The organism is Herminiimonas sp. NPDC097707, assembly GCF_044761395.1.
GTDB lineage: Bacteria > Pseudomonadota > Gammaproteobacteria > Burkholderiales > Burkholderiaceae_D > Oxalicibacterium.
In genome coordinates, this window is sequence record NZ_JBIWCI010000002.1 from 57,653 (window position 1) to 70,813 (window position 13,161).

The 13,161-nt window shown below is 53.9% G+C and carries 10 protein-coding genes; 1 reads left to right on the forward strand and 9 read right to left on the reverse strand.

The features are described 5' to 3' along the window. Positions 1-55: 55 nt before the first annotated feature. The 9 genes from cobA to ACIQW9_RS13770 all read right to left on the reverse strand — a co-directional run bounded on the left by cobA (position 56) and on the right by ACIQW9_RS13770 (position 11,998). The gene (gene cobA / locus ACIQW9_RS13730) at positions 56-859 is read right to left on the reverse strand and encodes a uroporphyrinogen-III C-methyltransferase (protein WP_402338175.1); all 804 of its coding nucleotides are present in this window, start codon (positions 857-859) and stop codon (positions 56-58) included. Then, on the reverse strand, positions 828-1,838 hold the full coding sequence (ybiB, locus tag ACIQW9_RS13735; protein WP_402338178.1) for a DNA-binding protein YbiB: 1,011 nt from the start codon (positions 1,836-1,838) through the stop codon (positions 828-830). Before ybiB ends, cobA begins: the two co-directional genes overlap by 32 nt. Before the next feature lie 97 nt (positions 1,839-1,935). Continuing rightward, positions 1,936-4,773: a molybdopterin-dependent oxidoreductase gene (locus ACIQW9_RS13740; protein WP_402338180.1), complete on the reverse strand. Its 2,838-nt coding sequence runs from the start codon at positions 4,771-4,773 to the stop codon at positions 1,936-1,938. Continuing rightward, on the reverse strand, positions 4,770-5,123 hold the full coding sequence (gene nirD / locus ACIQW9_RS13745) for a nitrite reductase small subunit NirD (RefSeq protein WP_402338183.1): 354 nt from the start codon (positions 5,121-5,123) through the stop codon (positions 4,770-4,772). The genes ACIQW9_RS13740 and nirD overlap by 4 nt, the downstream gene beginning before the upstream one ends. An 83-nt stretch (positions 5,124-5,206) precedes the next feature. Continuing rightward, positions 5,207-7,645, reverse strand: coding sequence for a nitrite reductase large subunit NirB (gene nirB, locus ACIQW9_RS13750; protein ID WP_402338186.1), 2,439 nt, complete (start codon positions 7,643-7,645; stop codon positions 5,207-5,209). Positions 7,646-8,017: 372 nt separating this feature from the next. Then, positions 8,018-8,833, reverse strand: coding sequence for an ABC transporter ATP-binding protein (locus tag ACIQW9_RS13755; RefSeq protein WP_402338189.1), 816 nt, complete (start codon positions 8,831-8,833; stop codon positions 8,018-8,020). A gap of 68 nt (positions 8,834-8,901) precedes the next feature. Next, positions 8,902-9,816: a nitrate ABC transporter permease gene (gene ntrB / locus ACIQW9_RS13760; RefSeq protein WP_402338192.1), complete on the reverse strand. Its 915-nt coding sequence runs from the start codon at positions 9,814-9,816 to the stop codon at positions 8,902-8,904. Between the two features lie 9 nt (positions 9,817-9,825). Further along, the gene (locus tag ACIQW9_RS13765; protein ID WP_402338195.1) at positions 9,826-11,076 is read right to left on the reverse strand and encodes a CmpA/NrtA family ABC transporter substrate-binding protein; all 1,251 of its coding nucleotides are present in this window, start codon (positions 11,074-11,076) and stop codon (positions 9,826-9,828) included. Between the two features lie 286 nt (positions 11,077-11,362). Next, positions 11,363-11,998 carry an ANTAR domain-containing response regulator gene (locus tag ACIQW9_RS13770; RefSeq protein WP_402338613.1) on the reverse strand — a complete coding sequence of 212 codons (636 nt, stop codon included), beginning with the start codon at positions 11,996-11,998 and terminating at the stop codon, positions 11,363-11,365. A 129-nt stretch (positions 11,999-12,127) separates the two neighbouring features. Here ACIQW9_RS13770 and tsaD point away from each other — a divergent pair, with 129 nt between their 5' ends. Beyond that, positions 12,128-13,156, forward strand: a complete 1,029-nt coding sequence (gene tsaD, locus ACIQW9_RS13775) for a tRNA (adenosine(37)-N6)-threonylcarbamoyltransferase complex transferase subunit TsaD (RefSeq protein ID WP_402338197.1) — start codon at positions 12,128-12,130, stop codon at positions 13,154-13,156. Positions 13,157-13,161 lie beyond the last annotated feature (5 nt).

Consider the following 13,161-nt stretch of genomic DNA (forward strand, 5'->3'; position numbering starts at 1 on the left):
ATTGTAAGCGCAGCCGGCCAGGAGGACGCGGCTGTTTTCATTCCATGTCAAAACCTTATGCTGTTATTTTTCGCAACACGATATCGCGCAGAATTTGCACACCGGGCTGTGTCACGCATGCCGTCGCACAGCGCACAACATCGCCGATCACGATGATGGCCGGGCTACCTATCGCCGATTCTGTCAGTGCTTGCGGCAATTCGGACAAGGTCGTAATCAATTGTGCCTGCGCCATGCCGGTTGCGGACTGGATCACGGCAACCGGTGTGTTCCCCGCCTTGCCGCCATCCAACAAGGCTGCCTGGATTTCCGCACAACGTGCAACGCCCATATAAATCACCAGCGTCAGATTGAGTTTGGCCAGCGTATTCCAGTCGGGATTGGACTCGGCATTTTTACCGTGACCGGTAATGAAGATGGCGCCCTGGCTCCAGTCACGATGCGTAAGTGGAATGCCGATCGATGCCGGTGCGGCGAGACCGCTGCTGATGCCATTGATGACATCGGCTTCGATTCCTGCAGCCTGCAAATGATCGCGCTCTTCCCCGCCACGACCGAAAATAAACGGGTCGCCGCCTTTAAGACGCACTACACACTGCCCGGCTTGCGCTTCGGACAACATCAGGCGCTCGATGAATTCTTGTGGAGTTTGTTTGCAGCCGCCGCGTTTGCCGACGTTGACGATGCGTGCAGTTGCCGGCGCATATTGCAATACTTCGGGATTGACCAGATCGTCGATCAGAATCACATCCGCCTTGGCGATCGCCTTCACCGCCTTGATGGTCAGCAGCTCCGGATCACCTGGACCTGCGCCGACCAAAAATACCTTAGCTGCTTTTCGCTCTATTTGCTGCTCCATCTTGACCACCATGTTTACTTTGTAGATCTTTAGCTACAAGCAAACACTGTTCCACCTGCTCCAGAATGGATGTCGGGATAAGTTCTTCACCACGCAACGCGGCTTCTATCCATCTGCCCGTCGTCACGGCGTCGCGTTCAGCCGGCAATGGCGGTAATTCATCTACCGGCTCCTGTTTTTGCACCAGGATCGTGCACTCGCCCTCATGCATCCAGCTTATCTGTTGTGCGCGCTTGGCATTGGCAACTGTTTCGCCTTCGGTGCCACGCATCAAAAATGCTTCCCCACGCTCAGCCGGCGCAGCTGTCGTGAAATAGCTGGTCAACATGGCAAGGTATTCAGGATGTGTGTAAGAGGTCAGGCGCAAGGCCGGGGTGGCAAACGGCTGCATGATCTTGACCAGCGTATGGGTGGAGTTGCGCACACCAAGTATGCGGCGCATCGCCAGCAAACGCGACATGCGCGGCGCCAGATCTTCAATCGGCATCAATACCGGCGCACGCCGCGCAAACTGTTCCGCGACTTGCTGCGCATTGTGCGAAACCGGATATCCCAGCTCCTTCAAAATTTCCGCCGTTGTCACCCGGCCCGGATCGCTGGTCACACCATGGATAAATACCGGCGCACCTTCACGTACCAGCAACAAAGCCAGCAAGGGCAGCAAATTCGGCATCTGACGCGCGCCGTTGTAACTCGGGATGACAATAGGTGCGTAGTCGCTAGCAGGTGCAACTAAAGGCTCGAATGACGCTTCCGCCGCATCGACAAAGCCAGCGATCTCATCGACAGATTCACCCTTGATGCGCATCGCCAGCATGATGCCGCCCATTTCCAGATCGGATACGCGTCCATCCAGCATGGCTGCATACAATAGTTTGGCATCGTCGCGCGACAAACTGCGCGCACCTTTGACGCCGCGCCCGATTTCCTTGATGAAGCGAGCGGTGGCGAATGGTTCGGTATGGGAAGGGTTTTGCATGCCGCTGAGGGTACACCGAAGCCAGGTTATGCGAAAGTACAGAACCGGAAAAGGCGATCTAAAAAATGAAAGTGAAGAATGACAACAACATTGGAACCTAGGCCACCTCGGCCGGCATCTGTTGACTGAAAATGATTTTCTTCAATTCCGGAACGCATGAGCCGCAGTTGGTGCCGCACTTCAGTTTCTGCTGCAAACCCGCCAGTTTCACCTCGACGTCACCGCGCGTACCGATCAAGCACTCGTTGATTTCCGTTTCAGCTACATTGAAGCAGTTGCAGATGATACGACCACGCGACTTAAAGTTTTGCGGTGCCTTGTTCGATGGCATCAACAACAGGCGACCCAAGGCCGCAACCGGCTGCTCGCTTTCCAGATATTCCTTCAACCAGCCTTCTGCAGAAATATCGCCAGCGAGTGACACTGCCTGCAACTTGCCATCGACTATCAAAATACGGCGTGAATTGCCACGTTTGGTATCGTCATAACGCAATACTTGCGCACCGGCGATGTTGAATTTTTGTTCTATCTCTGCGATCAGCGCAGGATTCGCTGCGTAATCGTCGGCTCCACGGAACAGCACGCCGACCTTGTCGCGACCGAACAGCGTGCACGACGCATAAGCAAACTTGCGCATCATAGGCCGCAATGCCGTTTGCAAATCGAGCAGCTTGGCTTCGTCTATCCAGCCGAACACGATAAAACGCCAAGGGAATTCTGCTTTCAAAATCTTGACCGCGGCATGCTTCAACTCCGGCTGCCTGGAGCTGGGATCGAAGGCAGATGTCGTCAAAGCGTTGACGCCATAAGTGCCATCACCATCGCGGCCACGACCGGATACATATTCCTCGCCCCAATGCATGCCGATGAAAGCCTGGCCGGCGCGCATATCGTCGCCCAGCGCAACAGGAAAAATCTGCGAGCCGCGTTTGCTGGTGACATGAACCAGATCGCCAGCATTCAATAAACGACGTTCCATATCCACTTTAGACAGCACCACCGACGGTTCCGATGCATGCGCAAACAATTGTGAAACGGTACCGGTACGGCTCATGCCATGCCATTGATCGCGCAAACGTCCCGTCGTCAGGTGGAAAGGGAAACGCGCAGTGACCGGATCGGCAACCGGTTGATAAACCGTATTCACAAACTTCGCGCGGCCGCTCGCCGTCGGAAATATGCCATCTTCATACAAGCGCTTCTTGCCGGTAATGGCGCCTTCCGGAAACGGCCATTGTTGCGGACCTTGTTCTTCCAGCAGCTTGAAACTCAAACCGGTGATATCGAGATCCCGACCGCGTGTCGATTCGCGATGTTCGTTCCAGATTTCTTCTGTCGTTTCAAATGGGAAGATAGACGATGCTTTACCGAGTGCGCCTTCCAGCTTGCGCGCGAAGTCGACTGCGATTTCCCAATCGTGTTTGCTTTCGCCCAGCTTCGGCAACACGGATTTGAAGCGCGTGATGCGACGCTCGGAATTGGTAACCGTGCCCTCCTTCTCACTCCAGGTCGATGCCGGCAACAACACGTCGGCGTAATCGCAGCTTGCCGTCGTCTTGTAGGCTTCCTGCACGATCACCAGTTCGGCATTGCGCAATGCTTCTCGAATCATTGCCTGTTCCGGCATCGATTGCGCGGGGTTGGTGCAGACTATCCAGATGATCTTGATTTCGCCAGTGCGTACCGCCTCGAACATTTCCACCGCACTCTTGCCGGGCGTTGCCGGAACATCGGCCACACCCCATAATTTTGCAATCTCTGCGCGATGCTGCGGATTCGCCAGATCACGATGCGCCGACAACATGGTTGCAAGGCCGCCGACTTCCCGACCACCCATCGCATTCGGTTGACCTGTCAATGAAAACGGTCCAGCCCCAGGCTTGCCGATTTGATGCGTCGCCAGATGCAGGTTGATCAGTGCGGCATTTTTCGCCGTGCCCGATGACGATTGATTCAAACCCTGGCAATACATGGACAGCGTTGCTTTCGATTTTCCGAACATGCGCGCAACCTGCATCAAATCCTCTTCCTTGATGCCGCAGATATCGGCAACAAACTGTGGCGTGTACTCGCGCACCGTCTGCTTCAGCTCAGCAAAACCTTCGGTATGCATTGCTATGTATTCGAGATCGACCAGATCTTCCCACAAGCAGATATGCAACATGCCGTTGAACAATGCAACATCGGTACCAGGCAAGATCGGCAGGAACAGATCTGCTTCGCGCGCAGTGTCGGTACGGCGTGGGTCGGCGACGATGACTTTCAGTTGTGGATTGGCCTTGCGTGCATCTTCGATACGGCGATAGATGATCGGATGCGCGTACGCAGTGTTCGAGCCCACAATGAAAATAACTTCCGCCTGATCGATATCTTCATAGCAAGGCGGCGGCGCATCGGCGCCCAGCGTTTGTTTGTAACCGGCCACTGCACTGGACATGCACAAACGCGAATTGGTATCGACGTTGTTGGTGCCGATCAACCCTTTCGCCAGTTTGTTGAAGACGTAGTAATCCTCGGTCAGTAACTGCCCGGAAAGATAGAAGCCAACGCTATCCGGACCATGATCGCGTATCGTTGCCGCAAATTTATTGACGATGAAATCCATCGTCGTTGCCCACGACGTACGTTCACGTTCATCCGTGCGTGCCAGCCGCATTTCCGGGTACAGCGCCCGCGACTGCTGCTGCAGTGCCGGACGCGCGGTCAAATGCAGCGTGCTGCCCTTGGTGCACAAACGGCCGTAGTTGGCCGGATGGTCCGGATCGCCACGCACGCCGATTACCTTCTCTCCATCGCTTTGAATCAGGACACCGCAACCCACGCCGCAATAGCAGCAGGTGGCTTTGGTTTCGGTTGTAGCTGATACAAATGCAGATGCAGCAGCGTCAATGACCGAAAGTTCCGGCAGGGCAGCAGAAGGCAGTGAGTCACTCATGCAGCGGCGGCCTCGCTCACCGTGGCACTCAGTTCCGCTACATCCAGATAAACCTCACCGTCTTCCACCTTGACGCTGAATTTTTGTGTACAACCTTCATCCGGCGCAGCAGCGCAGCCGGAGTCCAGCCCTATGCTCCAGTTATGCAAGGGGCAGGCAACGCGTTCGCCGAACACGATGCCTTGCGACAAAGGCCCTCCCTTGTGCGGGCAGCGATCCAGCAAGGCAAAAACCTTGTCTTCGCTATTCCGAAAAATGGCGACGCTCGGCTGGTCTGCGCGATTGACGACGCGGGAACCGAGCACTGGAATGTCCGTTACCTTGCAAATGACTTTCCATAGTTTTGACATACATGGCCTTGATAAAAATGATTGCTGTTATTGAGGTAATGTTTTTCTGAATTGATGCGGATCAGATCCGCATCAATTCGGTCTTAAACCGACAAGGGCTCGAACTGACGCGTATCGACCATCGCTTTTTCCGGTTCATGCCATGGATCGGCTTCACCCTCCAGCGAGAACAGCAAGCGCTCGTACAAGGCCTTGCGGTTTTCCGCATCTTCGATCACTTTCTGTTTCGCATGCTCCAGACCGACACGCGCAAGGTAATGCACGGTTCGTTCCAGATACCAGCCTTCTTCGCGATACAACTGCAGGAAGGCACCGGCGTATTCCAGCACCTCTTCATGCGTTTTCAATTTGACGAAAAATTCCGCAACTTCCGTCTTGATGCCGCCGTTGCCGCCCACATAGATTTCCCAGCCGGAATCGACACCGATGATGCCGACGTCCTTAATCCCGGATTCCGCACAATTGCGCGGGCAACCGGATACGGCCAGCTTGACCTTGTGCGGCGCATACATGCGCGCGAGTTGATGTTCCAGCTGCTGTCCCATCCTGGTCGAATCCTGCGTACCGAAACGACACCACTCGGAGCCGACGCAGGTCTTCACCGTACGCAAACCTTTTGCATACGCGAGGCCGGATGGCATGCCGAGGTCGTGCCAGACTGCGCGTAAATCTTCCTTCTTCACGCCCAGCAAATCGATACGCTGCCCCCCTGTGACTTTGACGGTCGGGATCTTGAACTTGTCGACCACATCGGCGATGCGACGCAATTCGGAAGAGTTGGTCTCGCCGCCCCACATACGCGGAATCACCGAGAAGGTGCCGTCTTTTTGAATATTGGCGTGCGCGCGTTCATTGATGTAACGCGATTGCGGATCGTCCCTGGCTTCATGCGGCCAGGTCGAGATCAGGTAATAGTTGATCGCCGGACGGCAACTCGTGCAGCCATTCGGCGTGCGCCAGTTCATTCGTGCCATTGTGGCAGCAACAGTCAGCAATTTTTCTGCCTTGATCGCATCGCGTACTTCCTGATGGGTGTGATCGGTGCAGCCGCACATGGACTTGGCCTTGCTCGATGCCGAATAATCGCCACCGGCAGTGGCCATGATGATTTGTTCAACCAGCCCCGTGCATGAACCACAGGATGCCGACGCTTTCGTATGCTTGCGTACATCTTCGATCGTAAACAGGCCTTTCTCCTTGATTGCCTTGACGATCATTCCTTTGCACACGCCATTGCAACCGCATACTTCTGCACCGTCCGGCATGGCAGCGGCCTTGCTGAAACCTTCGTGGCCGGTATCGCCCGGGCGCGTGGTATTGGCTTCGCCGAACATCAATGAATCACGTATCTCGCTGATGTCCTTGCCTTCGCGCAGCAAATTGAAATACCAGCTCCCGTCTACGGTGTCGCCGTACAAACAGGCGCCAACGAGCTTGTCTTCCTTCAAAACGAGTTTCTTGTACACGCCGCCGATAGGATCAGACAGCATGATTTCTTCTGTGCCTTCACCGCCCATGAATTCGCCGGCGGAAAACAGATCGATGCCGGTCACTTTCAATTTGGTCGAGGTAACCGAACCTTGATAGCGACCGATACCGTAGTTGGCCAGATGATTGGCGCAGACTTTTGCCATTTCAAACAAGGGCGCAACCAGACCGTATGCAGTGCCGCGATGATTGACACATTCGCCTACTGAATAAATGCGTGGATCATAGGTTTGCATCGTGTCGCTGACGACGATGCCGCGATTGCAATAGAGGCCGGTTTCTTCAGCGAGTTGTGTGTTCGGGCGTATACCGACTGCCATCACGACCAGTTGTGCCGGGATTTCCGTACCGTCGGTAAAGCGCAAAGCCTGGACGCGACCGTTCTCGTCGCCTATGACTTCCTGCGAATTTTTACCCAGCAGGAAGTTGAGGCCGCGATCTTCCAGCGACTTTTGCAGCATCTTTCCGGCAACGTTATCGAGCTGACGTTCCATCAGCGTTTCCGGCAGATGCACGACTGTCACATTCATGCCGCGCAGTTTCAAACCGTTGGCCGCTTCCAGACCGAGCAGGCCTCCGCCGATCACGATTGCGTGCGTATGTACTCTGGCAGCTTCTATCATCGCGTTGGTATCGTAAATATCGCGATAGGAAATCACGCCCGCCAGATCCTTGCCCGGAATCGGCAACATGAAGGGATTGGAACCGGTTGCCAGCAACAGGCGATCGTATTCGGCGGTGGTACCGTCATCCGCAATCACCAAACGCTTGGCGCGATCTATCCTGACGATTTTTTTGCCCAGATGCAGCGTAATGTCATTTTCCGCATACCAGTCGACATCGTTCAGCATAATGTCCTGTATCGTTTGCTCGCCGGCCAATACCGGCGATAACAGGATACGGTTGTAATTGGCATAGGGCTCGGCGCCAAATACCGTGATGTCATATAGGTCAGGTGCAATCTTGCGTAACTCTTCCAAGGTGCGCACGCCTGCCATACCGTTACCGACCATAACCAGTTTCATTTTTTTCATCGCTGCATCCCACAGATTTGTTGTTCGCATATCCAAATAAGCAAAACAGATGCCAGTTTTTCTTTTTGTGCGTACTTCTTGAAACAAGCTGTTTCTGCACCAGAAGAAAATGACTCCGCACTTAACAAGTGCAATACGCTGTTTATTTGGTGCAGCGTCGATCAAGAAGTGAAGCGGACATCCATCACGCCCATTTGCGGGCGGCACTTGCACTGAAATGACATCAGCCGAACATTTGGCTTGCCATGCCGCCGCATTCAAGGAACGCTCATGTAAAAATCGTCATGCCAAAAATAAAAAAGAGAAAGCGAAATGCCTTCTCTTTTTTCATCAGCGATTGTGCAGACAAGCGGATACGATATAACTGCATCCTCATGCAGCTTCCTTCGCCGCAGGATGCGACTGGCGATGGTATAAAAATTCCAGCACTGCAGTGCGATATCCGGAATACTGAGTATCCTGCGCCAGCGCAACACGCTCACGCGGCCGCGCCAGTTTCACTTCCAGCACATCGCCTATGGTGGCCGATGGGCCATTCGTCAGCATCACGATCTTGTCCGACAGCAGTACCGCTTCATCGACATCATGCGTCACCATCACTACCGTTGAACCGGTCGCCGCCACGATTTTCAGCAGCTCATCCTGCAAGTGCGCGCGGGTCAACGCATCGAGCGCACCGAACGGTTCATCCATCAGTAAAACTTTCGGCTCCATCGACAAGGCGCGCGCGATACCGACACGTTGTTTCATGCCACCGGAAATTTCATTCGGCCGTTTTTGTTCCGCATGCGTCAAGCCCACCAGTGCCAGCGCCGCCCTGGTACGTGCGCGCAAGCTGGCTTTGTCTTCCAGCTTGCCGAACACACGTTCCACTGCGAGATGCACGTTTTCGTAGCAGGTCAGCCATGGCAGCAAGGAATGGTTTTGAAACACGACTGCGCGTTCCGGCGACGGGCCGGAGATTTCCCGATTTCCGCACAAGAGCATGCCACCCGTTGCTTCCGTCAAACCGGCAATCAGATTCAGCAACGTCGATTTGCCGCAACCTGAATGTCCGATCAGCGTGATGAATTCGCCTTTTGCAACCGTCAGGTTGATGTCGGTCAGCGCATTGAAAACACCTTTCCGGGTATGGAAGGACATTTCTGCATGTTGAATATCGATGAACTTGCTGTTGATGTTATCCATGATGATTTCCTTGTGCTTCGTTATGCATTGCAGTTCTTGACGATCTGACACAGGTCAGCGTTTCACAATCAATTTTTTACATCTTCATAGGTAAAGACCCTGGCAATGCCGACCAGAATCTGTTCCAGTACCAAACCCACGATACCGATGACCACGATTGCAATGATGATGTGCGCCACATTCAGGTTATTCCATTCATCCCAGACCCAGAAGCCGATACCGACGCCGCCGGTCAGCATCTCTGCCGCGACGATCACCAGCCATGCTGTACCGATCGCCAGGCGTACGCCCGTCAACATGTATGGCAATACCGATGGGAACAGAATCTTGGTAACGATTTTCCATTCCGACAGATTCAATATCTTGGCAACGTTCATGTAATCCTGCGGCACACGTTGCACACCGACGGCGGTATTGATGATCATGGGCCAGATTGAGCAAATGAAAATCGACCAGATCGCCGCCGGATCAGCAGCCTTGAACACCAGCAAACCTATCGGCAACCATGCCAGCGGCGACACTGGCTTCAGCAAACTGATAATCGGATTGAACATGCCGGACAGGAATTTGAAGCGTCCGATCATGAAGCCCAATGGAATGCCAACCAGTGCTGCCAGGCCGAAGCCGACAGCAACACGTTTCAGCGATGCCAGAATATTCCAGCCTATGCCCTGGTCATTCGGGCCATTGCTGTAGAACGGATCGGAAAAAAGTACGATTGCCGACTGCAAGGTTGCCGCCGGCGACGGGATGCCGCTGTTTTTTGCGGAGATGATTTCCCATACCAGTACGAGAAACAGCACGCCAAAAATCAGCGGTATCACTATCATGAAAAACGGCCGCAATGAAAACAAACCGGCCTTTGTCGCCGGCTTGTCAGCGACGGCTGTCGCGCCGATACTTTTCGCTACACTTTCCGACCCTCTGGCATCTGCCGTCGTGCTGACGGGCGCGTTTTCTACAACGTGCATGATTGCGCTCATGGTGACTCCTTATGCTTTGATCTTGAATGATTCCGCGTAAGCTTTTGGATTCTTGCCATCCCACACCACGCCATCGATCAGCTTCGAACTGCGCATCACATTTTTCGGCACCGGGACATTCGCCATGGTGGCGGCTTCCTTGTACAGATCGATGCGATTGATCGATTTTGCCGTGCCCATATAATCCGGCTCGCCCTTGGCCAGACCCCAGCGCTTGTGCTGCGTCATAAACCACATACCATCCGACAGGTAGGGGAAGTTGGTCGTGCCTTCGTTGTAAAACTTCATGTAGTGAGGGTCATCCCAGGTTTTACCCAGACCGTTTTGGTAACGGCCAAGAATCCTTTGGTTGATAACGTCCACTGAAGTGTTGACATAGGACTTGGCGGCAATCGTTTCAGCCATCTTGTTCTTGTTCGACAACGATGCATCTATCCAGCGACCGGCTTCCAGCACAGCCGCAGTCAAAGCGCGCGCGGTGTTCGGATTTTTTGCAACCCAGTCGGACGTGGTGCCCAATACTTTTTCCGGATGATCTTTCCAGATGTCTTGCGTGGTCGCAGCAGTGATGCCGATGCCATCGACAATCGCGCGATGATTCCACGGCTCGCCAACGCAAAAACCATCCATATTGCCGACACGCATATTGGCAACCATTTGCGGCGGCGGCACGGTGATGACTTTGGCGTCTTTCATCGGATTGATACCGTAGCTCGCGAGCCAGTAATACAGCCACATTGCATGCGTACCGGTAGGAAAGGTTTGCGCGAATGTGTATTCGCGTTTTTCCATTTTCATCAATTTAGCAAGACCAGGCCCGTCCACTGCGCCACCGTCTGCCAGTTTTTTGGACAGCGTAATCGCTTGCCCGTTGTTGTTCAGGTTCATCAAGACGGCCATATATTTCTTCGCCCCGCCTATGCCTTCATGCACGCCGTACACCAAACCATACAAGACGTGTGCTGCATCCAGCTCGCCATTGACCAATTTGTCACGCACACCGGCCCATGACGATTCCTTGCTTGGAATAATCCTGATGCCGTATTTTTTATCGAAGCCCATGACCGAGGCCATGACAACCGATGCGCAATCCGTCAAAGGAATGAAGCCGACTTTGACTTCTTCTTTTTCCGGCTTGTCGGAACCTGCGGCCCATGCACCTTGCGTTGCCAATCCACCAAAGGCCGATGCCGTGATTGCTGTGCCTGCTTTCAAGACTGTGCGCCGTGTCATATTGAATTTTCCGTCGTTCGTTGTCATGATTTTCCTCAAGGATTTGCGCAATAAAAAAAGACGCCCGGTCGGCAAGAGCAAGGCTCTTGCGACACGGACGTCTTTGTCCTGAACCATCCCGGCCATCATTGGCCCGAACAGTTTTTAATTCATGGCACCTTCGTTGGTACTCGCTTCACTTTAGCAATTGGTGTGCCAGCGCTTATTCGATGGTTTAGGGAAGAGAAGATGCACTTAACAGGCAGCCATTGCTCTTTTTTCGTGCGACGCATTTATTTAGTGCAATAACAAAGTGCGCTCTTCAAGCGAAGAATCAACCCAACAAATCAGCAACATCCAATATGCGTTGCGCCAGCTCGGACAATTTCAGATTCTTGTCCATCGCCATACGCCTCAATTTTGAATAAGCCTCTTCTTCGGAAATTTTATGCCGCTCCATCAACAAACCCTTGGCGCGCTCTATCGTCTTGCGCTCTGCCAGCTTGAGTTTTGTATCGGATAACTCGGTACGTAATTTTTGCTCGGCATTGAAACGTGCCAGGGCAACATCCAGTACCGGCTTGATGCGTTCAGACTGCAAACCCGCCACCACATAAGCCGACACGCCGGCTGCCATCGCTGCTTCCATGCTGGAGGTCGCATGATCTTCTGTAAACAATACGATAGGCCGCCGTGCATCCCGTGTCGCCATCACGACGTGCTCCAGCACATCGCGCGAATCGGATTCGGCATCGATGATGATCATGTCCGGCTGCAATTGTGCAACGCGATCCGGCAAATGCATATCGGCCGGAAAAACCGCAATGATGTTGTAACCGGCCTCGAGCAAACCTATACGCAGTGCGCGTGCGCGCTCCGCCTGCATCCAGGCATGTTCATCCTGCTCACCTTCCGGCGGCATGACGGTGTTGACGACAATTATGCGTAATGAGCGAACATCGGAACGCATGTCGGATTGGAAAGTTTTAGTCATTGCAGCAATCTACCAAGCATCGTGATGCGGTCTTGCACCAGAATAAGCTACAATCCACGCAAGAATCGCACCAACAATTGCATTTTTCCCGCACCTCTTTCCCTTATGCTTGTTCTCGGTATTGAATCCTCCTGTGATGAAACAGGTCTCGCGCTGTACGACACACAGCGCGGCTTGCTGGCGCACGCGCTTTATTCGCAGGTAAAAATGCATGAGGAATACGGCGGTGTGGTGCCGGAACTAGCCTCGCGCGATCACATCCGCCGCGCCATTCCCCTGCTGGAACAGGTGTTTGCCGAAAGCGGCGTCGCACACAATGCGATCGATGCCATCGCTTATACACAAGGCCCCGGTTTGGCTGGCGCCTTGCTGGTCGGCGCCTCAGTTGCGTGCGGCCTTGGTCTGGCACTGGATAAGCCGGTGCTCGGCATCCATCATCTGGAAGGCCATTTGCTGTCGCCCTTGCTGGCCAGCGAGCCGCCGGAATTTCCCTTCATCGCCTTGCTGGTTTCCGGCGGCCATACGCAATTAATGCGGGTCGATGGCGTCGGGCAGTACACGATGCTGGGAGAAACGCTGGATGATGCAGCAGGAGAAGCCTTCGACAAGTCCGCCAAACTGCTGGGTCTCGGTTATCCGGGTGGGCCTGCTATTTCACGCATGGCCGAGTTCGGCGATCCGACCGCCTACAAATTACCGCGCCCCATGCTGCATTCGAAAAATCTGGATTTCAGTTTTTCCGGTTTGAAAACCGCCGTGCTGACGGTCGTGAAAAATCAGACCACGAATATCTGCGAACAAGACAAGGCAAATATCGCGCGCGCTTTCGTCGATGCCATCGTTGAAGTGCTGACCGCGAAATGCCTCACCGCACTCAAGCACACCGGCTTGAAACGACTGGTGATTGCCGGCGGCGTCGGCGCCAATAACCAACTGCGCGAATCGCTGAATGCGGCTGCAGCGAAAAAGCACTTCAAGGTGTTTTATCCGGAACTGGAATTTTGCACCGACAACGGCGCGATGATTGCATTCGCCGGCGCGATGCGCTTGCAGATCAATCCTGATGCTGCGAAAAAAGACTACGCCTTCAACGTCAAGCCGCGCTGGCCGCTGGATAGCATCAGCGATATCTGACGACG